Origin of the sequence: Shinella sp. BE166 (assembly GCF_051201095.1) — a bacterium.
Taxonomy (GTDB): domain Bacteria; phylum Pseudomonadota; class Alphaproteobacteria; order Rhizobiales; family Rhizobiaceae; genus Shinella; species Shinella lacus.
Map to the genome: position 1 here is coordinate 62553 of NZ_JBPEHL010000005.1, position 26898 is coordinate 89450.

At 63.7% G+C, this 26898-nt stretch carries 25 protein-coding genes, 2 tRNA genes and 1 riboswitch; of the genes, 8 read left to right on the plus strand and 19 right to left on the minus strand.

From position 1 onward, the window contains the following. Positions 1-20: 20 nt before the first annotated feature. The 4 genes from J2Y63_RS14230 to J2Y63_RS14245 all read right to left on the minus strand — a co-directional run bounded on the left by J2Y63_RS14230 (position 21) and on the right by J2Y63_RS14245 (position 3459). Positions 21-668 (minus strand): SDR family oxidoreductase, encoded by a 648-nt coding sequence (locus tag J2Y63_RS14230; protein ID WP_369431671.1) that lies wholly within the window; start codon positions 666-668, stop codon positions 21-23. Between the two features lie 10 nt (positions 669-678). Then, positions 679-2334, minus strand: coding sequence for an amino acid ABC transporter permease (locus J2Y63_RS14235; protein WP_256117972.1), 1656 nt, complete (start codon positions 2332-2334; stop codon positions 679-681). A 66-nt stretch (positions 2335-2400) separates the two neighbouring features. Then, positions 2401-3147 (minus strand): transporter substrate-binding domain-containing protein, encoded by a 747-nt coding sequence (locus tag J2Y63_RS14240; protein ID WP_435266622.1) that lies wholly within the window; start codon positions 3145-3147, stop codon positions 2401-2403. Positions 3148-3385: 238 nt separating this feature from the next. Further along, positions 3386-3459, minus strand: a tRNA-Gly gene (locus tag J2Y63_RS14245). A gap of 123 nt (positions 3460-3582) precedes the next feature. Here J2Y63_RS14245 and J2Y63_RS14250 point away from each other — a divergent pair. Further along, positions 3583-5052 carry an MJ1477/TM1410 family putative glycoside hydrolase gene (locus J2Y63_RS14250; RefSeq protein ID WP_435266623.1) on the plus strand — a complete coding sequence of 490 codons (1470 nt, stop codon included), beginning with the start codon at positions 3583-3585 and terminating at the stop codon, positions 5050-5052. A gap of 5 nt (positions 5053-5057) precedes the next feature. Here J2Y63_RS14250 and J2Y63_RS14255 read toward each other — a convergent pair whose 3' ends face one another. Both J2Y63_RS14255 and J2Y63_RS14260 read right to left on the minus strand, forming a co-directional pair. Continuing rightward, positions 5058-6089: a LacI family DNA-binding transcriptional regulator gene (locus J2Y63_RS14255; RefSeq protein ID WP_435266624.1), complete on the minus strand. Its 1032-nt coding sequence runs from the start codon at positions 6087-6089 to the stop codon at positions 5058-5060. Positions 6090-6193: 104 nt separating this feature from the next. After that, on the minus strand, positions 6194-7303 hold the full coding sequence (locus J2Y63_RS14260) for a 2'-deoxycytidine 5'-triphosphate deaminase (protein ID WP_435266938.1): 1110 nt from the start codon (positions 7301-7303) through the stop codon (positions 6194-6196). Between the two features lie 78 nt (positions 7304-7381). Further along, a riboswitch (SAM riboswitch) is annotated at positions 7382-7460 on the plus strand. A 43-nt stretch (positions 7461-7503) separates the two neighbouring features. On the opposite strand from J2Y63_RS14260, the gene J2Y63_RS14265 reads away from it, so the two are divergent. Together J2Y63_RS14265 and apaG are read left to right on the plus strand one after the other, a co-directional pair. Continuing rightward, positions 7504-8688: an O-succinylhomoserine sulfhydrylase gene (locus J2Y63_RS14265; RefSeq protein ID WP_435266625.1), complete on the plus strand. Its 1185-nt coding sequence runs from the start codon at positions 7504-7506 to the stop codon at positions 8686-8688. Between the two features lie 126 nt (positions 8689-8814). Beyond that, positions 8815-9207: a Co2+/Mg2+ efflux protein ApaG gene (gene apaG / locus J2Y63_RS14270; RefSeq protein ID WP_256117977.1), complete on the plus strand. Its 393-nt coding sequence runs from the start codon at positions 8815-8817 to the stop codon at positions 9205-9207. 15 nt (positions 9208-9222) lie between these two features. Here apaG and J2Y63_RS14275 read toward each other — a convergent pair whose 3' ends face one another. The 3 genes from J2Y63_RS14275 to J2Y63_RS14285 form a co-directional block, all read right to left on the minus strand. After that, entirely contained in the window at positions 9223-10215 is a 993-nt protein-coding gene (locus J2Y63_RS14275) for an Hsp33 family molecular chaperone (protein ID WP_435266626.1), read from the minus strand. Between the two features lie 196 nt (positions 10216-10411). Further along, positions 10412-11323 (minus strand): ornithine carbamoyltransferase, encoded by a 912-nt coding sequence (gene argF, locus J2Y63_RS14280; RefSeq protein ID WP_435266627.1) that lies wholly within the window; start codon positions 11321-11323, stop codon positions 10412-10414. Between the two features lie 77 nt (positions 11324-11400). Beyond that, the gene (locus tag J2Y63_RS14285; RefSeq protein WP_435266628.1) at positions 11401-12591 is read right to left on the minus strand and encodes an aspartate aminotransferase family protein; all 1191 of its coding nucleotides are present in this window, start codon (positions 12589-12591) and stop codon (positions 11401-11403) included. A gap of 424 nt (positions 12592-13015) precedes the next feature. Here J2Y63_RS14285 and J2Y63_RS14290 point away from each other — a divergent pair, with 424 nt between their 5' ends. After that, on the plus strand, positions 13016-13555 hold the full coding sequence (locus J2Y63_RS14290) for a GcrA family cell cycle regulator (RefSeq protein ID WP_435266629.1): 540 nt from the start codon (positions 13016-13018) through the stop codon (positions 13553-13555). A gap of 134 nt (positions 13556-13689) precedes the next feature. Here J2Y63_RS14290 and phoB read toward each other — a convergent pair whose 3' ends face one another. From phoB to phoR, 7 genes are all read right to left on the minus strand, one after another. Next, complete coding sequence (phoB, locus tag J2Y63_RS14295; RefSeq protein WP_256117983.1) at positions 13690-14373, minus strand: phosphate regulon transcriptional regulator PhoB; 684 nt, start codon at positions 14371-14373, stop codon at positions 13690-13692. Between the two features lie 14 nt (positions 14374-14387). Next, positions 14388-15116: a phosphate signaling complex protein PhoU gene (phoU, locus tag J2Y63_RS14300; protein WP_256117985.1), complete on the minus strand. Its 729-nt coding sequence runs from the start codon at positions 15114-15116 to the stop codon at positions 14388-14390. Between the two features lie 51 nt (positions 15117-15167). Next, entirely contained in the window at positions 15168-15983 is an 816-nt protein-coding gene (pstB, locus tag J2Y63_RS14305) for a phosphate ABC transporter ATP-binding protein PstB (protein WP_256117986.1), read from the minus strand. 13 nt (positions 15984-15996) lie between these two features. Continuing rightward, positions 15997-17325, minus strand: coding sequence for a phosphate ABC transporter permease PstA (gene pstA / locus J2Y63_RS14310; RefSeq protein ID WP_435266630.1), 1329 nt, complete (start codon positions 17323-17325; stop codon positions 15997-15999). After that, the gene (gene pstC, locus J2Y63_RS14315) at positions 17322-18806 is read right to left on the minus strand and encodes a phosphate ABC transporter permease subunit PstC (protein WP_435266631.1); all 1485 of its coding nucleotides are present in this window, start codon (positions 18804-18806) and stop codon (positions 17322-17324) included. Before pstC ends, pstA begins: the two co-directional genes overlap by 4 nt. Before the next feature lie 143 nt (positions 18807-18949). Further along, positions 18950-19984, minus strand: coding sequence for a substrate-binding domain-containing protein (locus J2Y63_RS14320; protein ID WP_435266632.1), 1035 nt, complete (start codon positions 19982-19984; stop codon positions 18950-18952). Positions 19985-20173: 189 nt separating this feature from the next. Continuing rightward, complete coding sequence (gene phoR / locus J2Y63_RS14325; protein ID WP_435266633.1) at positions 20174-21469, minus strand: phosphate regulon sensor histidine kinase PhoR; 1296 nt, start codon at positions 21467-21469, stop codon at positions 20174-20176. 145 nt (positions 21470-21614) lie between these two features. Here phoR and ppk2 point away from each other — a divergent pair, with 145 nt between their 5' ends. Further along, positions 21615-22496, plus strand: a complete 882-nt coding sequence (ppk2, locus tag J2Y63_RS14330; RefSeq protein ID WP_256117991.1) for a polyphosphate kinase 2 — start codon at positions 21615-21617, stop codon at positions 22494-22496. 3 nt (positions 22497-22499) lie between these two features. Here the strand turns inward: ppk2 and J2Y63_RS14335 are convergent, their stop codons facing one another. Beyond that, positions 22500-23645 carry a biotin transporter BioY gene (locus J2Y63_RS14335; protein WP_435266634.1) on the minus strand — a complete coding sequence of 382 codons (1146 nt, stop codon included), beginning with the start codon at positions 23643-23645 and terminating at the stop codon, positions 22500-22502. Between the two features lie 339 nt (positions 23646-23984). On the opposite strand from J2Y63_RS14335, the gene J2Y63_RS14340 reads away from it, so the two are divergent. Beyond that, a complete protein-coding gene (locus J2Y63_RS14340; RefSeq protein ID WP_435266635.1) occupies positions 23985-24947 on the plus strand; it encodes an NAD(P)H-dependent flavin oxidoreductase in 963 nt (320 codons plus the stop codon). A 125-nt stretch (positions 24948-25072) separates the two neighbouring features. Beyond that, positions 25073-25148: transfer RNA gene (locus J2Y63_RS14345), tRNA-Thr, on the plus strand. 163 nt (positions 25149-25311) lie between these two features. Here J2Y63_RS14345 and J2Y63_RS14350 read toward each other — a convergent pair. Together J2Y63_RS14350 and J2Y63_RS14355 are read right to left on the minus strand one after the other, a co-directional pair. Next, a complete protein-coding gene (locus J2Y63_RS14350) occupies positions 25312-25542 on the minus strand; it encodes a hypothetical protein (protein ID WP_435266636.1) in 231 nt (76 codons plus the stop codon). Positions 25543-25640: 98 nt separating this feature from the next. After that, complete coding sequence (locus J2Y63_RS14355) at positions 25641-25811, minus strand: hypothetical protein (RefSeq protein ID WP_435266637.1); 171 nt, start codon at positions 25809-25811, stop codon at positions 25641-25643. On the opposite strand from J2Y63_RS14355, the gene ligD reads away from it, so the two are divergent. Next, positions 25810-26874 carry a non-homologous end-joining DNA ligase gene (ligD, locus tag J2Y63_RS14360; RefSeq protein ID WP_435266638.1) on the plus strand — a complete coding sequence of 355 codons (1065 nt, stop codon included), beginning with the start codon at positions 25810-25812 and terminating at the stop codon, positions 26872-26874. The genes J2Y63_RS14355 and ligD overlap by 2 nt on opposite strands. The last annotated feature ends 24 nt before the right edge of the window (positions 26875-26898 follow it).

Here is a 26898-nt window from a genome sequence, read left to right on the forward strand (position 1 = left end):
TTCGTCACGATTCAATCTGGTCACCAAAGCACCGGTCCGCCGTCATAGGCCCGGAAACTGCCGGTATCGGCCATCGTCGTTCCGTCGATCAGCACCTTCAGGCCCGCCGCACTTTCGGCAACGTCGATCGCGGCCTCCGACCCGCCCATATCCGTGCGCACCCAGCCGGGATGCAGCGCGATGACGGCGATGCCGTCGCTGCGGAAATCCTGCGCGAGCTTGACCGTCGCCATGTTCAGCGCCGCCTTCGAGCAGCGGTAGGCGTAGTCGCCGTCCTCGTCGTCGATCGTGCCCTCGGCCAGCGAGCCGGCGCGGCTACTGATATTGACCAGCACCGGCCGCGGCGTCGCGCGCAGATTGGAGCGAAGCGCGCGGGCGACCAGCAGCGGCGCCAGCGCATTGATCCGCATCGCCTCCAGGAAATCGCCCGTTTCCAGCGTGTCGAGGCCGCCGGTATCGCCGCGGACCGCGGCATTGTTGATGACGACGTCGATCGGCTCGCCCTTCAGCGTCTCGCCGAGCGCCGCGATCGAGGCGGCGTCCGCGACATCGAGCGGCAAGGCGTCGGTCGTCCCCTGCCGCGTGCAGGCGATCACGCGAAAGCCCACCGCCGCATAGAGATCGGCAAGCGCCCGGCCGAGACCGCGGGAGGCACCGGTGACGAGCACCGTGCCGGCGTCACCGGTGCTTGACGTCATATTTCTTCTCGATGAGGCTGATGAGGCTGGCGGCCGCGAGCGTCAGCAGGATGTAGAGGATCGCCGCCGAATTATAGGGCGCGAAGGGCAGGAAGCTCGCCGACTGGAACTCGCGCATGCGCTGCGTGATGTCGCGGATCGACAGAATGGAGAGCAGCGACGTGTCCTTCAGGATGGCGATCAGCTCGTTGCCGAGCGGCGGAATGACGATGCGGAAGGCCTGCGGCAGGATGATCAGCCGCGCCGTCTGCCAGCGGTTGAGCCCGATGCTGGCCGCCGCCTCCACCTGGCCGGCCGGAATGGCATTGATGCCCGAGCGAAAAATCTCGGCGAGATAGGCGGAATACGCGATCGCCATGGCGACGATGCCGCGCACGAGGTTCGGCGGGTCGAAGACACCCGCCGTCGCATCTTTCAGCGCGCCGGACAGCGGCAGGCCGACATAGAGCACGATGACCAGCATGGGGATGCCGCGGATCGTGTCGACGATGAATTCCGAGCCGATCGACAGCGGATGGCGGCGATGCAGGACGCCGCCAAGCGTCAGGAGGCCGGTCACGATGGCCAGCACGGCAAACGTGATGCCGGCCGCACGATCGCGGTCGTTCAGCGCCTCGACCTCCCAGAGGCGCGGCCAATCGGCCGGCACCGCGGCGGCGGGCAGCAGCGCGCCGCTGACGTCTTCCTTTTTGCCGACGGCCTCGATCGCCTGCGCCGGGCTGACGAAGGTGCGCACCGGCGTCTCCGTCGTCGGCCCGCCTTCGTACTGGCCGAAGCGCACCGCGCCGATCAGGCCGGACGGCGTGTTGGTGACAATGCCGATCTTGCCCTCCAGCGTGCCGGCAAGCACGTAGCCGTCGCGCGGCTGCAGCAGGAACCAGGCGGAAAGCGCCGCCAGCGCGAGCGTCATCGCAGCGAAGAAGACGAGGCTTTGCCGCGTATACCGCAGCTTCAACAAGCCGACCCAGACGAGGCCCAGAATGGCCGCGAGGATATAGGCGGCGATCGCCGCGCGGATGGTCGTCGCGAGCCCGGAGGCGAAAGCGAGATGGGCGAAAAGGAAGACGAAGACGAGCCCGGCGCCGTTGACGAGGCCGACGATCCAGGCCCCCGCCCGGCGCGCAAGACTCTCGGACGGGACCGGCGCGCGGCTGCCGGCGAAGGTGAGGCCAAAGCCGGCGAGGAGCAGCACCGCATAAGCCGGCCAGAGCCAGGCTTCCACACCGCGCAGCCAGAGGTCCGCGGCTTCGGTTAGCTGGCGCGGTGTCGCGCCCTTGACGACGAGATCGGACTTGAAGGAATCGACGCCGTTCGCGACGACCGAAACGATGAAGGGATGGACGAGATCGCCCGCGAGGATGGCCGCCGTCGCGAGCAGGCTCACGAGGCCAGCGGCAATGGTCAGGCGCGGCCGCGCCACCTTTCCCCGCGATAGGACGAGCACGGCAAAGCCAGCGGAAAAGGCGATCGCCAGCACCAGGAAACCCGGCACGAAGGCGCCCGAGCCGAGCTCGACACCCAGAATGGCGCGCAACGACCGCTGGTAATCCGGCGACGAGGCGAACAGGTAGACGATGAAGGGGAGCGCGGCGAGGATTACCAGATTGCTGGGCCTCACGCTTCTGACGAACGACATTCCCGCCTCCGGCGTCACGATCGGGGAAAAACCGGGAGTGCGCGCCGCGCGCTCCCGGCGACAGCCTTACTTGAGGCCCCAGTATTTGGCGACGATCTGGTCGAGCGTGCCATCGTCCTTAATTGCCGTCAGGCCCTCGTTGAAGGCCGCGACATTCTCGTCGCCCTTGCGGAAGACGAGGCCGAGCGGATCGGATTCGAGATCCTTGATGGAGGCGACGAGTTCGCCGGCGAATTCGCGCTCATAGGCAGCAGCGTTGGCGCCATTAATCACCACGCCGTCGACGTCCTTGTTCTTGAGCGCGACGATGGCGGCGCTGAAGCTGTCATAGGCGACGACGTTTTCCTTGCCGACGACACCTTCCGCCACCTGCGCATCCGTCGTGTTGGCCTGGGCGGAGAGTTTCTTGCCCTCGGCCTTGAACATGTCGAGCGTCATGCCCTGATCTTCGGCGCGCGTCAGCACGGCCTGGCTGTTGATGATGTAGGGCTCGGAGAAGTCCATCGCCTTCTTGCGCTCATCCGTGATCGAGACGCCGGACGCGACGAGGTCGAAACTGCCCTGGTCGAGGGCCGCGAAAATGCCGTCCCAGCCGGTCGTCACGAATTCGGCCTGGCAGTTGATCTTGGCGCAGATGGCGTTGACCACGTCGACATCGAAGCCCACGATCTGGCCGGAGGCCGGGTCGATGCTTTCCATCGGCGGCGACGTGGTATCGGAGCCAACCTTCAGCAGCTTGCCACCGAGATCGGCCGCCTGCGCGCTGCCTACCGCAAAGACGGCGAGCGCGATTGTCACAACGAATTTCCTCATCTCTTCCTCCTCAACCGTCGGCGACCGCCACTCCCGGCAAGCGCTCGACAACTTTTTTGCGCACGGCAGATCGTGCGGCTTTCTCATCCTGGCAGAAACGGTAACAAGGAATATAAACGTTTTCAATAGCAAATATAAACGTTTTTATTTTGCGTAATGTGCACCTTGCCAGCATGCGTCACGCGCGGTTGTGCAGCCGGTGAAGGAGGAAAAATATGGGGAAGCGGTGTCGGGCGGCTGGAGCGGGTAGCGGGAATCGAACCCGCGCGTTCAGCTTGGGAAGCTGACAGGCTACCATTACATCATACCCGCAAGGCAGCGCGACGGCGCAGTCATTCAACAGTTCGCCCGGCGTGTCAAGCGCGCGACATGCCCGGTGGCCTATACTAGATTGGCGTCCGGATTTCATCGATTCGTTCGGAGCCAAAACAACCTATGATCCAGTTCACCACCTCCACCGGGACGGTCTCGGTCAAAAATTGGGGCTACGAACTGCAAGGCCTGAATGGCAATGCGCTTGATCCAGCCCTTCTTGCCTCGGCGACTCATGACCTGCTGGTGATCGACGCTTCGCGGGACGGAACCGATGCCGGTCGGTTTTCGCAAGACGAGATCACGCGCATGAAGGATGGCATGGGCGGCCGCACCGTCGTCGTCTCCTATACCTCGATCGGCGAAGCCTCGGACTTCCGCGACTATTGGGACAAGGACTGGACGACCACCGGCACGGCGACGGGACGATTGACCGGCGAAGCGCCGGACTGGCTGGGACCGGTCAATCCCGACTGGCCGGAGAGCCGGAAGGTCCGCTACTGGGATTCCGACTGGCAGAAGAACATCTTCAACGACCAGAAGACCGGCGAAGTGGATGCCATCGTCAAGGCAGGTTTTGACGCGGCCTATCTCGATATTGTCGACGGCTATTATTTCTGGGGCGCGGAGGTTTCCGCCAAGGACAAGCAGGTGGGCGACCCGGCAAACGTGAAACAGGCAGCGCAGCGCATGGTCGATTTCATCGTGGACCTGACCGCACATGCGCGCGAAAGCAATCCGGATTTCTTCGTGATCCCGCAGAACGGCGCATGGATCCTCGACGATCTCGGCTCCGACACCGCGCGCAAAAAAGCCTATCTCGATGCCATCGGCGGCATTGCGGTGGAAGACCTCTACTTTCGCGGCGATGCGGACGAGAACAATCCGCTGCGCTCGGACGAGGAAACCATCGCCACCCTGAAGCGGGATTTTCTGGACAAGGGCATACCGGTCTTCGTCGTCGACTACATCAACGGCAGCAAGCGGGTCGCCGACTTCAACAAGATGGTGCTGGAAGACGGTTTCATCCCCTTCGCCTCGCCGGACCGGGATCTCGACCGGCTGGTCGGCACCCATGACGGCGATCCGGCCTATATAAAACCTTCGGCGAAGGCGGATGTGTTGCGCGGCTCGAAGCTCGCGGACACCATCCATGCGCTGGCCGGCAATGACAGAATCGACGGCCGGGCCGGCAGCGACTGGCTCTATGGTGGCGCGGGCAAGGATACACTGACGGGCGGCGCCGGTGCGGACACGCTGAAGGGTGGCGCAGGGGCCGATACCTTCGTCTTCAAGTCCATCAAGGATTCGACGGTCGCTGCCGCCGGGCGCGACACGATCGGCGATTTTTCGGTAAAGGACGGCGACAGGATCGACCTGAAGGCTATCGACGCGAGCACGAAGTCCGCCGGCGACCAGGCCTTCGCCTTCATCGGCACCCAGGCCTTCCACAAAAAGGCGGGCGAGTTGCGTTATGAGACCAAGGCTGGCGATACATATGTGTTTGGCGACGTGAACGGCGATGGCAAGGCTGATTTTTCCATCCAATTCGACGCTGCCATCACGTTCACGAAGAGCGATTTCATTCTTTAGCCGGCTTAAATTTTCACCAACCGGTCGTCCGACCGCTCGATCAGCTTCGGCATGATGAGCGTCTGCAGCGCTTCCGGCGGCTCGCCTTCCATGCGGCGCAGGATATAGCTGCCGAGCATCTCGCTCGGCTCGTGGATCGGCAGGAAATAGGTGGTGATCGGCGGGGCGAAATACTGGCTGACGTTCAGGTCGTCCGTCGCGTTGATGACCGCGTCGCGCCCATGCATCAGCCCGCGGGCATGGAAACCGGAAAAGGCACCGAGCGCCGAGGCCTCGTTGGCGCAGATATAGGCGGTTGGCGGGTCGGAAAGCTCGGACATGGTCAGCACGTTTTGCCGGCCGAAGGCGGGCGTCAGGGGACCGTGCGCGACCAGTGCCGGATCGAAGGCGAGGCCCGCCGTTTCGAGTGCCCGGCAATAGGCCTCGAGCCGGGTGATCGCATAGGTCAGCTCCGCCATCGGGTTGACCAGCGCGATGCGGCGGTGGCCGCGTTCGGCAAGCCGCGCCACGGAATGGCGGATCATCTGCTCGTTGTCGGCATCGACATGGGCATGCGGCGCATTGTGGATCGTCGTGCCGTAGGTGACGAAGGGAAAATCCGCCGCCTGCATGATGCGCACGCGCGGGTCGTCGGCCCGCGTGCCGGAGACGATGATGCCGTCCGCCTTCTTCAGCGAGACGATCTGCCGGATGGTAGCCAGGCTCTCCTCGAAATTGCGCACGGCGTAAAGCGAGACGCGATAGGGGCTTTCCTCCAGCGCCCAGGAGATGCCGCTCAAGAGCTGGGCGTATTCGACGCCTTCCCATTCGTTCTGCTTGGGACCGGGCGCCGTCATGATGGCGGCGACCTGGTAGGTTTTTCCGGTGCGAAGCTGCACGCCATGCATATTGAGCTGGTAGCCGACGCGCTCGGCGGCGGCGACGACGATGGCGCGGGTTTCCGGCCGCACCTGCGGGCTGTCGTTCAGCGCCTTCGATACGGTGGCGATCGAAAGGCCCGTTTCCTGCGCGATGGTCTTGATCGTCGGTCGCTGCATCGCGTCTCGGCTCGGGCGTCCAGCCTTCATTAAACGTCTGCATGACAACAAAAACGTTTAACTTCATTTGTAAAGCGGAAAATTCCGAGGCGGAAGGCCGCCCGTCACCCCGCGCGAAAATGCTTGGAGAGTTTCAGGCCCTGCGCCTGGTAGTTGGAGCCGAGGCCGGTGCCGTAGAGGCCTTCGGGGGCGTCGAGCATGTGCTCGTAGATGAGGCGGCCGACGATCTGGCCGTGTTCCAGGATGAAAGGCACTTCATGGCTGCGCACCTCCAGTACCGCGCGGCTGCCGGAGCCGCCGGCCGGCGCATGGCCGAAGCCGGGGTCGAAGAAGCCGGCATAGTGCACGCGGAATTCGCCGACGAGCGGGTCGAACGGCGTCATCTCCGCGGCGTAGAGCGGTGGGACGTGCACGGCTTCCCGCGAGACGAGGATGTAGAACTCGTCCGGATCGAGGATCAGCTCGTTGCGGCCACGGCTGAACAGCGGCTCCCAGAAATCGAAGATATCGTGCTGGTTCTTGCGGTCGACATCGACGACGGAGGTGTGGTGCTTGCCGCGATAGCCGATGAGGCCCTCCGGGCCGGTGCCCTTGAGGTCGATCGACAGCGCGATGCCGCCGCCGGAGACGTTCGGCGTGTCGCTCGCCACCAGCGTGTCGCTGCCATGCAGCGCGACAAGCTCGCTTTCGCCGAGCAGGGCATTGCCCTTGCGAAAGCGGATCTGCGACAGACGTGAGCCACGGCGCACGACGATCGGGAAGGTGCGCGGCGAGATTTCGAGATAGAGCGGGCCGGAATAACCGGCCGGGATCTTGTCGAATTCCTGGGCGCGATCGGTGATGACGCGCGTGAAGATATCGAGGCGGCCGGTGGAGCTTTTCGGGTTGGCGGAGGCGGCGAGTTCGGCCGGCAGATCGAGGCTTTCCATCAGCGGCACGATATAGACGCAGCCGGTTTCCAGCACCGCGCCGACCGAGAGATCGATGACGTGCAGTTGCAGCCGGTCGAGCTTGTCGGCGACGAGATGCGACGGCCCCGGCAGGAAGCTGGCGCGCACACGGAAAGCCCGCGTGCCAAGGCGCAGATCGAGGCTCGCCGGCTGGATCTGGTCGTCGTCGAGCGGGGCCTCGCTCTTCAGCCGGCCGCCGCCGAACAAGCCACGAATGGCGTTGTCCGCCAGAATACCTGTGCTGCGCACCGCAGAGCCACCCATCATCATAAAGTCCCGTCAGAAGGCCGCACAAAACCAAATGCCGGCAATTGACGCAAGCGCGGGCGCGCAGTATTAGCAAAGTTATCCCGTGGTGATTTGGCCGGCCGGCTTGCAGCCACGTAAAACAAGTAGCTAAAAAGGCCGGGTTCAAAACCGGCCTGCTTTTGCGGCCGGTTTTTTTGTTTGAAGGCAACGATCACATGAGCAAGTCCTGGCGCCCGGCCACCCAACTCGTTCACGGCGGAACCACCCGCTCCCAGCACGGCGAAACCGCAGAGGCAATCTTCCTCACGCAGGGTTTCGTCTATGACACGTCCGCGGCCGCCGAGGCCCGCTTCAAGGGCGAGACGGACGGCTTCATCTACGCCCGCTACGGCAGCCCCACCAACGACATGTTCGAAAAGCGCATGTGCCTGCTGGAAGGCGCCGAGGATGCCCGCGCCACCGCCTCCGGCATGGCCGCCGTTTCCGCCGCGATCCTCTGCCAGTTGAAGGCCGGGGACCATATCGTCGCTGCCCGTGCGCTGTTCGGTTCCTGCCGCTGGGTGGTCGAGACGCTCGCGCCGAAATACGGCATCGAATGCACGCTGATCGACGGCCGCGACCTCGCCAACTGGGAAAAGGCGATCCAGAAGAACACCAAGGTGTTCTTCCTCGAAAGCCCGACCAACCCGACGCTGGAAGTGATCGACATCGCCGGCGTGGCTAAGCTCGCCAACCAGGTCGGCGCCAAGGTCGTCGTCGACAACGTGTTTGCGACGCCGCTCTTCCAGAAGCCGCTGGAACTCGGCGCGCATGTCGTCGTCTATTCCGCCACCAAGCATATCGACGGCCAGGGCCGCTGCCTCGGCGGCGTGGTGCTGTCGGACAAGGCGTGGATCGACGAGAACCTGCACGACTATTTCCGCCATACCGGCCCGGCCATGTCGCCGTTCAATGCCTGGACGCTGCTGAAGGGCATCGAGACGCTGCCGCTCCGCGTCAAGCAGCAGACGGAGAATGCCAGCCGCATCGCCGATTTCCTGGCCGACAGCAACAAGGTCGCCCAGGTCATCTATCCGGGCCGCAAGGACCATCCGCAGGCCGACATCATTGCCAAGCAGATGACGGGCGGCTCGACGCTGGTCTGCTTCGAGCTGAAGGGCGGCAAGGAAGCGGCCTTCGCTTTGCAGGATGCGCTGGAGGTGATCAAGATCTCCAACAATCTTGGCGATGCGAAGAGCCTGATCACCCATCCGGCGACGACCACGCACAAGAACCTGACGGACGAGGCACGCGCCGAACTCGGCATTTCCGCCGGCACGGTGCGCCTGTCGGCCGGCATCGAGGACAGCGAAGACCTGATCGAGGATTTTTCGCGCGCCCTTGCGAAGATCAACGCCTGATCCTCGACATCGCGAAACGGACAAATGCGGAAGCACCGGCCGAAGCGGCCGGTGCTTTCTTTGCTTATCCTTGACGAAACCATATTCCTGTAGAATAGCAGGAGCTAATCAGTTCAAGGCTTGCCCATGTATCGTGCGCTTACCCGCGACATCGAAGTGACCGTAGAGCCGTACTACCTGGCCGATCAGTCCGATCCTGACGACAGCCGCTATGTCTGGGGTTACCGGGTGGTCATCGCGAACCATTCCGATGTCGTCGTCCGGCTGATGACGCGCTACTGGCACATCACCGACCAGAACGGCCAGGTGGACGAGGTCAACGGTCCGGGCGTCATCGGCGAGCAGCCGGTGCTGCGCCCCGGCGATACCTACGAATATTCCTCCGGCTGCCCGCTCGAAACGCCGTCCGGCATCATGTTCGGCCGCTACCGCATGGAAGCGGAAAACGGCGAAGCCTTCGACGTCGCCATCCCCGCCTTCTCGCTGGATACGCCAGGACAGCCGCGCGTCCTCAACTAAGGACGCGCACCCCTTTTACTGCGGCAAAACTTCCGCCGCCTCGAAGCGGTAGGTGGTCGAGCAGAATTCGCAGGTGAGCTCAATCTCACCCTTGTCGTCCGTCGTATGGGCGATCTCCTCGGCGCTCAGCGCTGCGAGCACGCCCTTCAGCTTCTCGCGCGAGCAGGAGCAGCGGTCCAAGACCTGCTGCGGCTGGTACACACGCACGCCGCGCTCGTGGAAGAGCCGGAACAGCAGCCGTTCGGTGCCGACATTGGGGTCCGTCAGCTCATCGGCGTCGATCGTCTCGACCATCGCCTTGGCTTCCGCCCAGTTGTCGTCGTCGGCGATCTTGTGGCCGGCCTCGTCGCCGTCGCCGCCCGGAAGATCGGGCTGGCGCATGCGCTCCGGCGCCTGCGGCAGGAACTGCGCGACCATGCCGCCGGCCCGCCAGCGATGACGCACCTTGCCGTCCGCATCGCGATCGAACAGTTCGGCGACACCGAGGCGCACCTTGGTCGGGATCTGTTCCGACTGGCGGAAATAGACGCCGGCGATCTCTTCCAGCGTATGGCCGTCGAGCGGCACAATGCCCTGGTAGCGCTGGGTATGCGCGCCCTGGTCGATGGTGAAGGCGAGGATGCCCTTGCCGAGCAGTTCGTGCGGCTCGGTCCTGCCTTCCGCAATCGCGGCGTCGAGCGCTTCCTGGTCGAAGCGGGCATAGGCGCGCACATTCTCCGGCGCGGAGAAATCGGCGACCAGCAGGTCGACGGGGCCGTCGCCCTTGGTCTGGACGATCAGCTTGCCCTCGAACTTCAGCGAGGTGCCGAGCAGCACGGTCAGCGCAATCGCCTCGGCAAGCAGCCGCGCGACGGGGGCCGGATAGTTGTGACGGCCCAGAATGCCGTCGAGCATGGGGCCGAGCTGGACCGCGCGGCCGCGCACGTCGAGGCCCTCCACCTGGAACGGCACGACATGATCGTCGCCGGCATAACCGGGCTCTCCGAGTTTCAGGGCATTCTCAGCCATCATCATCCTGCTCCTTGCACGCCGGGAAGCCGCCGGGCCAGAGGCCCCGCTTCGGTCAGACCGGCGTTCTACCGTGATTTCGCGCTCCTGCCGCCCGATAATTCCATAGAGAGCGGGCATGCGCCAGAGAGAGCGCCTTACAGCGCTCCGTAATGGCCCCTAGATCGTGCCGCGCACGGCGTTTTTCAAGATGGCGTCAGACGGCGCCGAGGCACCAGGCAAGGATCGATTTCTGCGCATGCAGGCGGTTTTCCGCCTCGTCGAAGACTACCGACTGCGGGCCGTCGATCACCTCGTCGGTGACCTCCTCGCCGCGATGCGCCGGCAGGCAGTGCATGAAGAGCGCATTCTCGTTCGCCCGCGCCATAAGCTGCTTGTTCACCTGGTAGGGCTGGAAGATGTTGTGGCCGCGCGCGCGGTGTTCCTGGTTCATCGAGACCCAAGTATCCGTGACGATGAGGTCGACGCCCTCGACGATGGCGTCCGGATCATGGCCGAGCAGGATGTTGCCGCCATTGTCTCGCGCCCAGTTCAGGATCTTGTCGTCCGGCTCGGAGCCCATCGGCACGGCCATCTTCATCGTGTAGCCGAAGCGGGCCGAACCCTCGACGAAGGAATGCAGCACGTTGTTGCCGTCGCCCGTCCAGGCGAAGGTCTTGCCCTTCGTCGAGCCGCGATGCTCCTCGAAGGTCATGATGTCGGCCATGATCTGGCAGGGATGCGTCAGGTCCGTCAGCGCATTGATGACCGGCACGGTGGCGTGTTCGGCAAGTTCCAGCAGCCGGGCATGGTCGGTAGTGCGGATCATGATGGCATCGACGTAGCGCGAGAGCACCTTGGCGGTGTCGCCGATCGTCTCGGCGCGGCCGAGCTGCATTTCCGTGCCGGACAGGAACAGCGTCTCGCCGCCGAGCTGGCGCATGCCGACGTCGAAGGAGACGCGGGTTCGGGTGGAGGGCTTCTCGAAGATCATGGCGAGTATCTTGCCGGCCAGCGGCTTTGCCTCCGTGCCGGCCTTGCTGGCGGCCTTGCGCGTGTGCGCATCATCCATGATGACGCGGAGATCGCTTTCCGAAACGGCGGAAAGGTCGAGAAAATGCTTGGCCATGAAGTGTCCTGTCTGTCCGGTCCTTTGATGCTGCAGCGACCTTTGCGCGTCACGAGTGACGCGCGGCGCGGCAGTGCTCAGGCCGCCTTGGCGGCGCTGAGCTTTTCGGCAGCCCGCTCGATGCGCGCAAGCCCCTCGCGCGCCTCCTCGGCGGTCACCGTCAGCGGCGGCAGCAGCCGCAGCACGTTGTCGCCCGCCGGCACGGCGAGCAGCTTTTCTGCACGCACGGCCTTGAGCAGTTCGGCGGTCGGAATGCTTGCCTTAATGCCGAGCATCAGGCCCTCGCCGCGGATATCCTCGATGATCTCGGGGAAGCGGTCCTTCAGCGCCGCCAACCCTTGGCGGAAGACGAGCGCCACGTCGCGCACATGGTCGAGGAAGCCCTCTTCCAGCACGACGTCGAGCACCGCATTGCCGACCGCCATGGCGAGCGGGTTGCCGCCATAGGTGGAGCCATGTGTGCCGGCGACCATGCCGGCAGCCGCTTCGTTCGTGGCAAGGCAGGCGCCGAGCGGGAAACCGCCGCCGATGCCCTTGGCGACCGCCATGATATCCGGCGTGACGCCCGACCATTCATGGGCGAACAGGCGCCCGGTGCGGCCGACGCCGGACTGTACCTCGTCGAGAACCAGCAGCAGGCCGTATTCGTCGCAGAGCTGGCGCAGCTCCTGCATGAATTCCTTCGGCACGGGGCGGATGCCGCCCTCGCCCTGCACCGGCTCGATCAGGATCGCGGCCGTCTCCTCGGTGATCGCATCCTTGACAGCGGTGATGTCGCCGAAGGGGACCTGGAGGAAGCCGGGAGCCTTGGGGCCGAAGCCTTCGAGGTACTTTTCCTGGCCGCCGGCGGCGATCGTCGCGAGCGTGCGGCCGTGGAAGGCGCCTTCGAAGGTGATGATGTGGAACTTGCCGGGATGGCCCTTGGCGAAATGATAGCGGCGCGCCGTCTTGATCGCGCATTCCAGTGCTTCAGCGCCGGAATTGGTGAAGAACACCTTGTCGGCAAAAGTCGCCTCCGTCAGCCGGCGGCCGAGGCTTTCCTGGCCCGGAACCTCATAGAGGTTCGACAGGTGCCAGACCTTGTCGGCCTGGTCCTTCAGCGCGGCGACGAGATGCGGATGCGCATGGCCCAGCGAATTGACGGCGACGCCGGCGGCGAAGTCGAGATATCGCTCGCCATCCTCGGCGATCAGCCAGACGCCCTCCCCGCGCGTGAACCGGAGCGGTGCACGCATATAGGTTTCATAGAGCGGCGCGGCATCGGCCATGGCGCGGATCCTCCGAAAAAGAGATGCGGAAAAACGTGAACGCGGCTTGATTTTTCTAGGCTCCAGAAAAATCAAAAGCCGCCTTTCGGCGGCATGCGGCACTATCGGCATTTCAGGCCGGGATGTCAACAAATCGCACCCCGAAATAGTGCTGAACCTCCCGCAAGGTAAGGATTCACGCCACGCGCGGAAGGTGTCGCTATCGAGTCACACCCGGCCAGCAAGTTGGGGAAAACTCGGAAATCGATTCGCCCGGATTCCTGCGACTCTTGTCACAGAGTCCCCCAAACTCTAGGTTAAAGACCAATTACTAGACTGCATGCGGCGGAACTAGTCACCAAAAGAGTTAGGGCGTTCAAATTCCGGACCCGTCCGGAACGCGATGAGGGATTCCCGCATTGCGAGCGTCGAGCGGAGACGAGAGATGAACTGGACAGACGAGCGGGTCGAGAAACTCAAGAAGCTCTGGAGCGAGGGCCTGAGCGCGAGCCAGATCGCGGCACAGCTCGGCGGCGTCAGCCGCAACGCGGTCATCGGCAAGGTGCACCGGCTGAACCTGCCGGGCCGCGCCAAGGCCGGCGGCACGCAGAGCGCGTCGCGCCCCAAGCGCCCGGTGCCGGCAGCCCCGCGCCCCGCGACGACCTTCCAGGCCCGCGCCGTGACCGCCCGCTCCGTCGTGCGCCCGGCCGGCAACACCATTACCAAGGAAGAGGTCGAGACGGACTTCGAGACGCAGCGCGAGCAGCTTCCGGTTCCGTCCAACGGCAACAACGTGGTCGTGCCCATGTCGCGCCGCCTCGAGCTGACCCAGCTCACCGAGCGCACCTGCAAATGGCCGATCGGCGACCCGCTGAACGACGACTTCCACTTCTGCGGCAACGAGTCCCCGGACAACTCGCCCTACTGCACCTACCACCAGCGCCTCGCCTACCAGCCCTCGGCCGAGCGCCGCCGGATGCGGTGATCTTTTCCACGACAGCACATGCGATGCGGACCCGAAAGGGTCCGTTTTCGTTTGTGGTGCAGGGCCGGACCACACTCCGAAACGCAAACAGGCCCCGAAGGGCCCATTTTCGTCCTTGGGAGGAAAGGGGTCGCTCAGGCTTCCAGCGAATAGCCTGCGCCGCGGACCGTGCGGATGACGTCCTGCATGTTGGCGAAGTTGAGCGCCTTGCGCAGGCGGCCGACATGCACGTCGACCGTGCGTTCGTCGACATAGATGTCGTGGCCCCAGACGCCATCGAGAAGCTGCGAGCGCGAGAAGACGCGGCCGGGCGAGGTCATTAGGAATTCCAGCAGGCGGAATTCCGTCGGGCCGAGGCGGACTTCGCGGGTGCGGCGATGCACGCGGTGCGTCTCGCGGTCGAGCTCGATATCGCCGCAGCGCAGCACCGTCGAGACGACTTCCGGCCGGGCGCGGCGCAGCATGGCGCGCACGCGGGCGACGAGCTCGGGCGTCGAGAACGGCTTGACGACATAGTCGTCGGCGCCGGTGGCGAGCCCGCGCACGCGCTCGCTCTCTTCGCCGCGTGCCGTCAGCATGATGATCGGCAGGCGTTCGGTCTCCGGCCGCTGGCGCAGCCGCCGGCACAGTTCGATGCCCGAAACGCCCGGCAGCATCCAGTCGAGGATGAGGAGGTCCGGCATGCGCTCCTGCAAGCGCACTTCGGCCTCGTCACCGGAGAGGATCGTATCGACCTCGAAGCCTTCGGCTTCGAGGTTGTAGCGCAGGAGGACGCTTAGCGCCTCCTCGTCTTCTACGACGGCGATTCTGGGCACCATGGAGGCAAAACTCCTTACTCGGAGGCTTCAGTGACGTCGGCAGTGACCACTGACGTCGAGGTGTCGTCCTTCGGGCGTTCGCCTTCGGGCTGCGAGCCGGTCGCCATGTAGTAGATGGTTTCCGCGATGTTGGTCGCATGGTCGCCGATGCGCTCGATGTTCTTGGCGCAGAACAGGAGATGGGTGCAGGGCGTGATGTTACGCGGATCTTCCATCATGTAGGTGAGGAGCTCGCGGAACAGCGAGGTGTAGATCGCGTCGATCTCGTCATCGCGCTCGCGGATCGCCTTGGCCTTTTCCACCGAGCGGGTGGCGTAGACGTCGAGCACTTCCTTGAGCTGTATCAGCGTCAGTTCGGCGAGGTGCTCCAGGCCGCGGGTGAGCTTGCGGGGCATGCCCGAGCTCTGCACAGCGATGACGCGCTTGGCAGTGTTCTTGCCGAGGTCGCCGACGCGCTCCAGTTCGGCCGCGATGCGGATCGCGCCCATGATTTCGCGCAGGTCCGCCGCCACCGGCTGGCGCTTGGCGATCGTGACGATCGCCTTGTCGTTGATCTGGCGCTCGGCGGTGTCGAGGATGACATCTTCCGAGATCACCTTCTGCGCCAGCGCACCATCGGTGGTGACGAGCGCGCGGACGGAATCCGCCACCATCTGCTCGGCCGTGCCGCCCATTTCGGAGATGCGGCGGGAGAGGTACTTCAGTTCTTCGTCATAAATCGAGACAATATGGGTCGATGACATGGTTGTGTCCTTAATGCGCTCGGATTTTCAGGGGGTTCGGCGACGATGGCGTCAGCCGAAGCGGCCCATGATGTAGTCCTGCGTGCGCTGGTCATCCGGGTTGGTGAACATCTTGTCGGTGTCGTTCTCCTCGACGAGGTTGCCGAGGTGGAACATGGCGGTGCGCTGCGAAACGCGGGCCGCCTGCTGCATCGAGTGCGTCACGATGACGATCGTGAAGTTGGCGCGCAGCTCGTGGATCAGTTCCTCGACCTTTGCGGTCGCGATCGGGTCGAGCGCCGAGCAGGGTTCGTCCATCAGGATGACTTCCGGGCTGACGGCGACGGCGCGTGCGATGCACAGGCGCTGCTGCTGGCCGCCGGAGAGGCCGGTGCCGCCTTCGAGCAGGCGGTCCTTCACCTCGTTCCACAGGCCGGCCTTCTGCAGGCTGGACTCGACGATGGCGTCCATGTCGGCCTTCGCCTTGGCGAGGCCGTGGATGCGCGGGCCGTAGGCGACGTTTTCGTAGATCGACTTCGGGAACGGGTTCGGCTTCTGGAAGACCATGCCGACGCGGGCGCGCAGTTCCACGACGTCGATATTCGGATCGTAGATATCGTCCGTGTCAAGCGTGATGCGGCCGGTGACGCGGCAGCCTTCGATCGTGTCGTTCATGCGGTTCAGCGTGCGCAGGAACGTCGACTTGCCGCAGCCCGACGGGCCGATGAGCGCCGTCACGGTGTTCTGGCGAACGTTGAGGTTCACGTCATAGAGGGCGCGCTTGTCGCCGTAGTAGACCGAAACGTCCTTGCCGATCATCTTGTAGGAAATGTCGTTCATTTTCTTGTCCAGCGCTTTCTCGACTGCTGCTTCTGACATCATGTTCATCTGTTTGGTCCTTCTACCAACGCCGCTCGAAGCGGCGGCGCAACAGGATGGCGCCAACATTCATGAGGATGAGGAAGACGAGGAGGAGGATGATAGCACCCGATGTACGCTCCACGAAGGCGCGCTCCGCCTCATTTGCCCACATGTAGATCTGCACCGGCAGCGCCGTTGCGGGTTCGAGCGGCGTCGACGGGATGTCGGCGACGAAGGCGACCATGCCGATGAGCAGCAGCGGCGCGGTTTCGCCGAGCGCGTGGGCGAGACCGATGATGGTGCCGGTCAGGATGCCGGGCATGGCGAGCGGCAGGACGTGGTGGAACACGGTCTGCATCTTCGAGGCGCCGAGGCCAAGCGCTGCCGAGCGGATGGACGGCGGCACGGCCTTCAGCGCCGAACGGGTCGCGATGATGATCGTCGGCAGCGTCATGAGGGTCAGCACCAGGCCACCGACGAGGGAGGCCGAGCGCGGGAAGCCCGCAAAGTTGACGAAGACGGCGAGACCGAGCAGACCGTAGACGATCGACGGCACGGCGGCGAGGTTGTTGATGTTGACTTCGATGAGATCGGTGAAGCGGTTCTTCGGCGCGAACTCTTCGAGATAGATCGAGGCCGCGACGCCGATGGGCAGCGCAAGCACCAGCACGATCAGCATCATGTAGAGCGAGCCGACGGCAGCGACGGCCACGCCGGCGGCCTCCGGACGGCTCGATGCGCCGTTCAGGAAGATGCCGGTGTTGAAGTGCTTGGAAAGCGCGCCGCTTTCGGCAAGCTGGTTCATCCAGCCGATCTGCTTGTCGGAGATCTTGCGGTTGTTCTCGGCGACGGCAAGATCGATCTGGCCCTTGAAGGCGGAATCGAGGTCGCCGTGCGCAAGGAAGGTTACGGTCTGCGTGGTCCCGATGATCGACGGATCGGCGGTGACGAGATCGCGCAGCTGGGTGCGGACGCTGTCCGAGATCATGCCGTTGACAGCCCGAAGGCCGGCACGGTCGTCTTCGCCGACGCCAAGCACCTTGGCGAGCGCATTGCGGGCGACGACCGGATAGTTGGCCGACACCAGCTTCTGCGGATTGGTGGCCCGCTCGTTATCCTTGTCGATGATCTGCTCGGAGAACTCGACCGGAATGGTGATCATCGACTGCTGGAATGCGGTGTAGCCCTTGGAGACGACCGAAAACAGCAGCAGGAACAGAAAGATCAGACCGAAGGCAATCGCAGCCATGCCGTAGAGGCGGAAGCGGCGTTCGGCGGCATAGCGGCCACGCAGGCCGATATCGCGGCGTTCGGGCTTGGAGGCAGCACCTAGGGCGGCCGTAGTAGGGCTCGTGGAGACCTGGCTCATTCGTACTGCTCCCGGTATTTGCGCACGATGTAAAGGGCGTAGATGTTGAGGCAAAGCGTGATGAAGAACAGCGTGATGCCCAGCGCGAATGCCACCAGCGTCTGAGGCGAGGTGAATTCAAGGTCGCCCGTCAACTGGCTGACGATCTTGACGGTCACGGTCGTCATCGGCTCGAAGGGGTTGAGCTGGATGCGGGCGGCAACGCCGGCGGCCAGGACCACGATCATCGTTTCACCGACGGCGCGCGAGGCGGTCATCAGCAGGGCGCCGACGATGCCCGGCAGCGCGGCCGGCAGGATGACGCGCTTGATCGTTTCCGAGCGGGTGGCGCCCAGGCCAAGCGAGCCGTCGCGCATGGCCCGCGGAACGGCGGTGATGATGTCGTCCGACAGCGAGGAGACGTAGGGGATCAACATGATGCCCATGACGAAACCGGCCGTCAGAACGCTCTGCGCCTGGATGAAGTTGGAATAATCGCCGGTGACGAGGCCGTTGAGCTGCTCGGAAAGGTCGCGCAGGAACGGACCGACGGTCACGAGGGCGAAGAAGCCGTAAACGATGGTCGGGATACCGGCCAGCACTTCGAGCAGCGGTTTTGCAACCGAGCGGACGTGACGCGACGCATATTCCGACATGTAGATCGCGGCGAAGAGGCCGACCGGCACGGCCACCAGCATGGCGACGAGGCCGATATAGAGCGTGCCGGCAAGCAGCGGGATCAGGCCGAACTGGCCGGAGGAGTCCGTCGAGCCGGCGGCGGCGAAACGCGGGTCCCAGACCGTGCCGAAGAAGAACTCCCAGGCAGGCACCCTGTTGAAGAAGTGGATGGCTTCCGTTGCCATGGAGGCGACGATGCCGACCGTCGTCAGGATAGCGATCGACGAGGCGGCGATGAGGCCGACCAGCATGACGCCTTCGACGCGGTTGCGGGCGCGGAACCGCGGCGCAATGGCGCGGTAGGAGAAAAACGCGCCGACGGCCGCGGCCAGGACGACGAGGATCGACAGGAAGGTGCTGCTCGCCCGCGACATGCGGCTGAGATCATCGGCGGACTTCAGCATGTAGGGCGCCGGGTCGGCGGCAAGCGGCACGCCCTTGGTGGCGAGCAGGCTGCGGGCGGTGGTGCCGTCCTTGAACAGCGCCTCGCGTTCTTCCGCCGAGAGCATCGCCATACCGCGGGCAATGGCGCCGATCATGTTGTAGCCGAGGTTCTGCTCGGCCTGCGACGTCGCCTTCACCTCTTCAGGGAAGCCCGCGCGAACGGTCGAACTGATGTAAATCGGGCTGGCAATAATCCAGACCAGCAGCACGACGATTGCCGGAAGCATGGCCCATATCGCAACGAAAGAGCCGTAATATCCTGGCCGCGAATGCAGGTTTGAAAGCCTGCCGCCGGCAAGCGCATTGGCGCGCCAGCTACCGACCATATAGCCCGCCACGCCGATGACGGCGACGACGAGCAAGAGAAGGGAAATACTCATTTAGGAAATTCTCCCGGCGAGATCATCTGCGCTGTCATTTTGTGTTTCGCAAAGCTGCTGACGGGCTTTGCTGGAAGTGCCCCCGGGCGCGCAAACCGCTCAAAAGGGGCGGCCGGCGCGAAGAACGCGCCGGCCAGAGACAATTACATGATCTTGCCGTCTACGAAGGCCTTACGGATCTCTTCGCGCTCTGCATCGGGAGCAGCGACGAGGCCGTATTCAACCAGCGGGGAGTCCGGGCCGATCATGTCTTCGCTCGTGAAGAACTCGACATATTCCTTGAGGCCCGGGATAACGCCGAGATGCGCCTTCTTGACGTAGAAGAACAGCGGGCGCGAAACCGGGTATTCGCCGGAAGCGATCGATGCGGAGGTCGGAACGATGCCGCTGATGGTGGCGACCTTCAGCTTGTCGGCATTGTTTTCGTAGAAGGAAAGGCCGAACACGCCGATACCGGACTTGTTGGCAGCGATGCGGGCGAGCGTTTCGGTGTAGTCGCCGTCGATGTCGACAGCCAGACCGTCCTTACGAACGGCTACGCACTTGGAAAGCTGTTCCTTGGCGTCGGAAATAGCAGCCTTGATGACGTCCTGGGCGCCCGAGTCCTTGCAGCCGTGAGCGAGGATCTTCTCTTCGAAGACTTCGCGCGTGCCGTGCTTCGAGCCCGGGATGTAGGCGGCGATTTCGGCGTCCGGCAGGTCCTTGTTGATTTCCGACCACTTCTTGTAGGGGTTGGCAACCAGCTTGCCGTCGACGACGACTTCAGCGGCGAGCGCCTGGTAGAGGTCCTTCGGCTCGAGCTTCAGGTCGGCATTGCCGGCGTCGGTTGCGAAGACGATGCCGTCGTAACCGATCTTGACTTCCTGGATTTCCGTGACGCCGGCGGTCTTGCAGGCTTCGACTTCGTCAGCCTTCATCGGACGCGATGCATTGGCGATGTCGATGCTGTCCGGGCCGACGCCCTTGCAGAATTCCTTGAGGCCGCCGCCCGTGCCGCCGGATTCGACGATCGGGGTCTTGAAGTCAGGGAAGGTCTCGCCGAACGTCTCGGCAACGATCTTGGCGTAGGGAAGGACGGTGGAGGAGCCTGCGATCTGGACCTGGTCGCGCGCAACGGCAACGCCTGCGAATGCGGCGGAAGCGACAAGCGCCGCGACTGTGAGCTTAAGAGATTTCATCTGGGTTCTCCCGAAGAGGACATATGTGGGAAGCGCAGGTTTCGCGCTCTCTGCCGTTGACCGGCGGCTCTTCTCTAAACCCCGATCGCCCTCCCTTTTATGTCAGTTTGACGAAACATTTGTGACATGCCAAACACCTGAAATTGCTTCGCTATTTTAAACGATGCGACGAAGGCGTAATTCTTTGTGTCAAAACTTCACGGTAAACACCGTGCCCCTGCCCACCTCGGACTTCACGACGAGGCGTGCGCGGTGGCGGGTTAGGATGTGCTTGACGATGGCAAGCCCCAGGCCTGTGCCTTTCTTGGAACGGCTGGCCTCGACGTTAACCCGATAGAAACGTTCGGTAATCCGCGGCACATGTTCCGGTGGGATGCCGGGACCGTAGTCGGTGACGCTGAGTTCGACCGGTAACTCGCCCCCGCCAGTGAGCGAAACGTCCACCCGCTTGCCCTCCTGACCATATTTGCAGGCATTCTCGATCAGGTTTTCGAAAACCTCGACCAGTTCGTCCCGATCGCCCGGCACGATGACGGGATGTTTCGGCAGATCGAGCACGACCTCGATGCCGAGATCGCTGGCAAGCGGCTGCAGGCTGTCGCGCACGTGGCCGAGCAGCGGCACGAGATCGACGGTCTGGTCCGGCGTGAGGTTGGAGCGCAGTTCGAGGCGGGAGAGCGACAGCAGGTCGTCGACGAGGCGGCTCATGCGTGTGGCCTGCTCGTGCATGATGCCCAGGAAGCGCTCATGCGCCTTTACGTCGTTCTTGGCGGGGCCTTGCAGCGTTTCGATGAAACCGCGCAGCGACGCCAGCGGCGTGCGCAGTTCGTGGCTGGCATTGGCGATGAAGTCGGAGCGCATGCGGTCGATGCGGCGGGCCTGCGAGACGTCGCGGAAGGTCAACAGCCAAAGCGGCTCGCTCGTACGGTCGGCGAGCGGGGCGATGCGCACGACATAGACGGTCTCGGAGGGCAGCCGCTCGGCATGTTCCGTCTCGCGTGGCTGGCCGCTGGCGATCGCGTCGCGCACCATGTCGAGGATGCCGGGCGCGCGGATACGGCCGGCAAGGTCGCTGTTGCGGGGGATCGCGCCGAAAATCGCCTCGGCGGCACGGTTCTGGAGCTTGACGGTCTCGCGCCCGGACAGGAGCACGGCCGGGGCATCGAGCGCACCAAGCACGGCGGCGATGGCGGAGAGGTCCTCTGCCGGGGCAACGGGCGGGGCAGCGGCCGGCACGGGCACGGCGACCGCGGCCATGGCGCGGATGGCGGTATCCGCCATGCGACGCTCGGTGCGCAGCAGCCCTGCAATGACGAGCAGCAGCACGGCAAAGGAAACCCAGCCGAGATGCATGCCGGCAAGCCACATGACGAATCCGACAAAAACGGCCGAGGCGATGAGAACGCGTTCGCCCCACAGTTGTATCGCCAGCCAGCCGAGGACCGTCCGCTGATCCGTCACCGCCACCCATTCCCTTGCAAGCATCGTATCCTCCGCACCTCCATCGATTCTCCATGGATAGCGCGGCTTCATGACATGTTTTTCACGGCGCGCTTGAATTCGCAATCCGGTTGTGGCCACCTCTTGGTGTTGCGGCCCTGGCCGTGGGCAATTTCTGAAGGAGTGCACGATGGCGCAAGAAGCCGAAAGCCGGGCTGTTGAGCTGGATATCGACGACAAGAAGCGAGTGTTCGACATCGACGATCCCAAGCTTCCCGACTGGATCGATAAAAAGGCTTTCAGCTCCGACGACTATCCCTATGACAAGAAATTCGACGGCGACGAGTATGAGGAGACGCTCGAAGCGTTGCAGGTCGAGCTCGTCAAGGTGCAGTTCTGGCAGCAGAAGACCGGCAAGCGCATCATGGCCGTATATGAGGGGCGCGACGCCGCCGGCAAGGGCGGCGCGATCCATGCCACCATGTCCAACATGAATCCGCGCTCCGCCCGCATCGTCGCACTCACCAAGCCGACCGAGACCGAGCGCGGCCAATGGTATTTCCAGCGCTATGTCGCGACCTTCCCGACGGCCGGCGAATTCGTGCTGTTCGACCGCTCCTGGTACAACCGCGCCGGCGTCGAGCCGGTCATGGGTTTCTGCACGCCAGAACAGTATGAGAAGTTCCTGAAGGAAACGCCGCGCTTCGAGAAGATGATCACCTCGGAGGGCATCCATCTCTTCAAGTTCTGGCTGAACATCGGCCGCGAGATGCAATTGAAGCGCTTCCACGACCGCCGGCACGATCCGCTGAAGATCTGGAAGCTCTCGCCGATGGATATCGCCGCGCTCAACAAGTGGGACGATTATACGGACAAGCGCGACCGCATGCTGAAGGCGACGCATACTGACCATGCGCCCTGGACCGTGATCCGCGCCAACGACAAGCGCCGCGCCCGCATCAACCTGATCCGCCACATCCTCAAGACGCTCGACTATGAGGGCAAGGACAAGAAGGCGATCGGCGAAATCGACGACAAGATCGTCGGATCGGGCCCCGGCTTCGTCAAGTAAGGCTCATTCACCCGGCAGGATGCGGACGGCATAGAGATTGACGCTCGCATCTGCGCCGGTGATATCGCTGTTGACCAGGAGATGACCCGGCTCGCTCGGCGAGAGCGAGCCCTCGAATTCCACCTGGAACAGGATATCGGTGCGCTCCGAGATCGTGAAACGATGACGGCCGCAGCCGCCCATCGAGCCGAAATCGCATTCGACCGAAACCTGCACCGGCTTGCCGCTGACCGACTGCACGGTGAGCGCCACCGTCGAGGTCTTGCCGCCCATTTCGCCGAGAACGTCCGGTGCTACCTCGACCAGCACTGCGCCATCGCGATCCGGATTGGTGGAGGTGATGCGCACGGCGGGTCCTTCGTTCGTGCTCACCGCTTCGAAACGGCCTGCGCTCCCCGCAGAAAGCTTTGCCGTATCGGCGGGCGCGAAGACCGCGCGCCAATCGGCAGAGAAGCGGCTCTGCGTGTCCAGCGCCTTCTTGAGCGGGTCTTCGCCCGAAAAATCTTCTCCGGAGACGGTCGCCGGCGGGTTGGAACCGTCGCCATCCTGGAGGGCGTCGAGCAGCCCGCTCGTTTGTACCCACCAGGCAAGCGCGCCAAAGGCTGCGATCAGCGTCGCGACGACCAGCAGGAAGGAAAACAGCCGCCCGCGGCGCCGGCGCGCCTTGGCGACGCGCTCCGGCCGGAAATCCGAGGCCTGGCTCGCTGCCGCCGCGCCGGCTGCCGATGTTGTGGTCTTGCTGCTCTTGGCAAAACCGTCCGCGCGCTCCGGCCGCATGGCGCCGAGATCACTTGCGCCGGCCGGCTGGCGTTCTTCCGCACGCGGCTCGGCGTCGATCGTCGGCTCGGGCCGCACATCGCGTTCGGCGCGCAGCACCGGCTCCGGCCGCGTTTCCACCACGGGCTCGACGCGAACCTCATGGGCTGCGACGGCGTGCAGTTCGGCGCGTTCCTCGGCCTCGATCTGGTGAATGGTCGCTTCCAGCCGGTGGCGCTGGGTGGCGATCGTCTCGGGATCGTTGATCTCCTGCTTGCGCAGGCCCGCTTCCAGCGCATTGCGCGCCGACTGGTAGATGCGCGCCCGAACTTCGGCATTGGCGCGTTCGGAACGCGCCAGCGCGTTTCTGATTGCCGTTTCCAGTCCGCTCACATCCGACCCTTCTACGGGAGCCGCCAAAGGCTGCGGCCATGACACATCTGTGGAAAGAGCTCCACTTTCCGGCTTTCGTTCGTTTTTGCGTAACGTTTGCGGGGAATTTGCGCAAGCCTTCCGACAGAAACTGCTGATGCTTCGCCGGGGATAAGCGCCGCGCGGGAGCCTTCGCGGTGCCCGACTGCGCGGCCCGGAAGAAGAGAACAAGCCCGGCCCGATAGTCCGTCGTCTCCCCGCTCCACAGCCCTCAGCCCGTCACCACCCCTTTTCAGAGCGGATTCTCGCTGTTATGGTTTTGACGTTTTCGTAAACGTCAAAACAGACAGGACTTCCGCCATGGCCTTGCCCGCGATCCTCAAGGACAAGCTGCGCCTGCCCGTCGTCGGCGCGCCGCTCTTCATCGTCTCGCACCCCGCGCTGACCCTTGCACAATGCAAGGCCGGTGTCATCGGCGCCTTCCCGGCGCTGAATGCGCGCCCGGAATCCCAGCTCGACGAATGGCTGGCGGAAATCACCGAGGGCCTCGCCGCGCATGATGCGAAGAATCCCGACCGCCCCGCAGCACCCTTCGCCGTCAACCAGATCGTGCACCGCTCCAACACGCGGCTGGAACACGACCTGATGATGTGCGTGAAATACAAGGTGCCGGTGGTGATCTCCTCGCTCGGCGCCGTGCCGGAGGTGAACGCGGCGATCCATTCCTATGGCGGCATCGTGCTGCACGACGTGATCAACAACCGCCACGCCAATTCGGCAATCCGCAAGGGTGCCGACGGCCTCATCGCCGTTGCCGCCGGCGCCGGCGGCCATGCCGGCCCGCTCTCGCCCTTCGCGCTGATCCAGGAGATCCGCGAATGGTTCGACGGCCCCCTGCTGCTTTCCGGCGCCATCGCCACCGGCGGCGCGATCCTCGCCGCCCAGGCGATGGGCGCCGACATGGCCTATATCGGCTCGCCCTTCATCGCCACGACCGAGGCGCGCGCCAGCGACGCCTACAAGCAGACGATCGTCGACAGCGCCGCCGCCGACATCGTCTATTCCAACTATTTCACCGGCATCCACGGCAACTACCTGAAACCCTCCATCCTCGCCGCCGGCCTCGACCCCGAGCACCTGCCCGATGCCGACCCGTCGAAGATGGATTTCGAGAAGGCCACGACCGGCACAAAAGCGTGGAAGGACATCTGGGGCTGCGGCCAGGGTATCGGCGCAGTCAAGGCTGTCACGCCGGTCGAAGATCTCGTCGCCCGGCTGGAACACGAATACCGGGCAGCAAAGGGCCGCCTCTGCACGCCCTGAACCGGCAATAGCGCTGCATTGCACAAGGAAAAATGCGGAAGTTGAAACTCCCCGCTTGAAATCTCCTCCCATTGCGGTTATCAGCGCACCCATTCCGGTCCCGACACACTTCGGGACCCGGCGAGGCCGCTTTAGCTCAGTTGGTAGAGCACGTCATTCGTAATGACGGGGTCACGTGTTCGAGTCACGTAAGCGGCACCATTCTTTTTCTCGAAATGCTGGTTTCTCAGGCGGTACAGCGGGCGGGCGGGGTTTCGGTCCACCTTTTAGCCCACCTTTGCGAGCGCGGTAGGCCAGCCAATCACGGTTTCGTTACCGAAGTTCGGCGCCTTGATAAATCTTGATTGTTTTCAAGTTGGGCGTGTCATCGGCCCGTGAGCCTGACACGGTTGCCGCCGGCATACTCCATGCGCTTGTCATAGGCGAGGCTATCGAGCGCGCTGACAATCTGCTGCTCGGTGAAGCCGGCCGCCACCAGGGCAGGCCCGACCAGATAGAGGTCGATCGGATTGTCTGGAGTGCAGCCGGCGGCAATCAATTCGGCCATCACGGCTTCCTTGCAATTCTGGTGGGGCGTCTTGGGCTGGTCTGTCATCGCCTACCCTATGCGTCATTGACCGGGAAGCGTGTCGCCTGTCCTTAGCGCGGCAAGGCGCTTAACTGGCGAGTCTTTCGCTTCCCGGTCGGAGAAGGTCATGCCGGTACATCCGCGGTCATGAACTGATAGCGAAGATAGGCAGCCGATGACGCCACGGCAAGAAATGCATGATCGAAAAAACGTAAAAGCCCCCAAGGCGGCACCGCCAAAACCCCCAAAAATGCCGGATACAGGTTCTTAAGCAATGCGTGCTGAACTTGGCCCATGGTCAAACGCCCATCGAAGTCGAAGACGCCGCCCCGCGCTCCCCTCCTAAGCGAGGAGGACGCAACACTCCGCGGGCAGAAGAGAAGGCCGCGAGATCCGGCACAGCCCCAACTTCCATTTGATCCGATGCCGGCGCGCATTGAGCCGTGCCTGGCAAAGCTGGTCTCCAAGCCGCCGGCCGGGCCAAACTGGATCTTCGAAATCAAATGGGACGGATACCGGCTCGCGGTTCACCTTGAGCACGGGACGGTGCGGATTATTACCCGTGGCGGCCATGATTGGACCGATCGGTTCCCAGCCATTGCCGACGCCGCCCGCGCGTTGCCGGTTAGCACTGCCATTCTGGATGGGGAAGCCGTGGTCCTTGACGATGCGGGACGATCCGACTTCAACGGCCTTCAGCAGGCTCTCGGAGGCAGGGGAGGAAAGCGGAGCGCTTCGGACGCCATCCTCTATGCCTTCGACCTGCTCTATTTCGACGGCCACGATATCACCCGCATGGATCAGGACGACAGGCGCCGGCTCTTGGCCGACCTGGTGCCTGAGGATGGGGACGGGGCAATCAGGCTATCTCAGGAGATTGAGGGGCAAGGCGCGGCCATATTCGCCGCTGCTTGCGAGCACGGCCTAGAGGGTGTCATAGCCAAGGACCGCACCAAACCCTATCGGAGCGGCCGGAACGGCGAGTGGTTGAAAATCAAATGCGTGGCGTCTGAGGGTTTCGTCATCGTCGGCTATGAGCGATCGAGTGATGCGCTGGGCGGCATAGGGCGGCTGCTTCTGGCCGCTCGCCAAGGTGACGGTCTCGTTTATGTCGGTGGCGTAGGGACCGGCTTTTCCGGCTCATCAGCAACGGCTCTCCGCAAGCAGATGGACGCTATGGCTACCGATGCTCCTTCAGCCGATGCGGGCAAGAAGCGGAAGAACGTCGTGTGGACCAGACCGGAGTTGGTGGCCGAGATCGAGTTTCGCGCTTGGACGGCAGACGGCAAGCTACGTCACGCCTCCTACAAAGGCCTGCGTGATACGGAAGATGCTTCCGACGTTTACGAGGTCGAATAGCTGCATCCTGTTGCGCGGTCTTCA

What these genes read in the sequence shown, in the direction of transcription:
- J2Y63_RS14235 (WP_256117972.1), bottom strand. Translation starts at nt 2,334, where the DNA reads ATGTCGTTCGTCAGAAGCGTGAGGCCCAGCAATCTGGTAATCCTCGCC.
- J2Y63_RS14240 (WP_435266622.1), bottom strand. Translation starts at nt 3,147, where the DNA reads ATGAGGAAATTCGTTGTGACAATCGCGCTCGCCGTCTTTGCGGTAGGC.
- J2Y63_RS14250 (WP_435266623.1), top strand. Translation starts at nt 3,583, where the DNA reads ATGATCCAGTTCACCACCTCCACCGGGACGGTCTCGGTCAAAAATTGG.
- J2Y63_RS14255 (WP_435266624.1), bottom strand. Translation starts at nt 6,089, where the DNA reads ATGCAGCGACCGACGATCAAGACCATCGCGCAGGAAACGGGCCTTTCG.
- J2Y63_RS14260 (WP_435266938.1), bottom strand. Translation starts at nt 7,303, where the DNA reads ATGGGTGGCTCTGCGGTGCGCAGCACAGGTATTCTGGCGGACAACGCC.
- J2Y63_RS14265 (WP_435266625.1), top strand. Translation starts at nt 7,504, where the DNA reads ATGAGCAAGTCCTGGCGCCCGGCCACCCAACTCGTTCACGGCGGAACC.
- apaG (WP_256117977.1), top strand. Translation starts at nt 8,815, where the DNA reads ATGTATCGTGCGCTTACCCGCGACATCGAAGTGACCGTAGAGCCGTAC.
- J2Y63_RS14275 (WP_435266626.1), bottom strand. Translation starts at nt 10,215, where the DNA reads ATGGCTGAGAATGCCCTGAAACTCGGAGAGCCCGGTTATGCCGGCGAC.
- argF (WP_435266627.1), bottom strand. Translation starts at nt 11,323, where the DNA reads ATGGCCAAGCATTTTCTCGACCTTTCCGCCGTTTCGGAAAGCGATCTC.
- J2Y63_RS14285 (WP_435266628.1), bottom strand. Translation starts at nt 12,591, where the DNA reads ATGGCCGATGCCGCGCCGCTCTATGAAACCTATATGCGTGCACCGCTC.
- J2Y63_RS14290 (WP_435266629.1), top strand. Translation starts at nt 13,016, where the DNA reads ATGAACTGGACAGACGAGCGGGTCGAGAAACTCAAGAAGCTCTGGAGC.
- phoB (WP_256117983.1), bottom strand. Translation starts at nt 14,373, where the DNA reads ATGGTGCCCAGAATCGCCGTCGTAGAAGACGAGGAGGCGCTAAGCGTC.
- phoU (WP_256117985.1), bottom strand. Translation starts at nt 15,116, where the DNA reads ATGTCATCGACCCATATTGTCTCGATTTATGACGAAGAACTGAAGTAC.
- pstB (WP_256117986.1), bottom strand. Translation starts at nt 15,983, where the DNA reads ATGAACATGATGTCAGAAGCAGCAGTCGAGAAAGCGCTGGACAAGAAA.
- pstA (WP_435266630.1), bottom strand. Translation starts at nt 17,325, where the DNA reads ATGAGCCAGGTCTCCACGAGCCCTACTACGGCCGCCCTAGGTGCTGCC.
- pstC (WP_435266631.1), bottom strand. Translation starts at nt 18,806, where the DNA reads ATGAGTATTTCCCTTCTCTTGCTCGTCGTCGCCGTCATCGGCGTGGCG.
- J2Y63_RS14320 (WP_435266632.1), bottom strand. Translation starts at nt 19,984, where the DNA reads ATGAAATCTCTTAAGCTCACAGTCGCGGCGCTTGTCGCTTCCGCCGCA.
- phoR (WP_435266633.1), bottom strand. Translation starts at nt 21,469, where the DNA reads ATGCTTGCAAGGGAATGGGTGGCGGTGACGGATCAGCGGACGGTCCTC.
- ppk2 (WP_256117991.1), top strand. Translation starts at nt 21,615, where the DNA reads ATGGCGCAAGAAGCCGAAAGCCGGGCTGTTGAGCTGGATATCGACGAC.
- J2Y63_RS14340 (WP_435266635.1), top strand. Translation starts at nt 23,985, where the DNA reads ATGGCCTTGCCCGCGATCCTCAAGGACAAGCTGCGCCTGCCCGTCGTC.
- J2Y63_RS14350 (WP_435266636.1), bottom strand. Translation starts at nt 25,542, where the DNA reads ATGACAGACCAGCCCAAGACGCCCCACCAGAATTGCAAGGAAGCCGTG.
- ligD (WP_435266638.1), top strand. Translation starts at nt 25,810, where the DNA reads ATGGTCAAACGCCCATCGAAGTCGAAGACGCCGCCCCGCGCTCCCCTC.
- J2Y63_RS14355 (WP_435266637.1), bottom strand. Translation starts at nt 25,811, where the DNA reads ATGGGCCAAGTTCAGCACGCATTGCTTAAGAACCTGTATCCGGCATTT.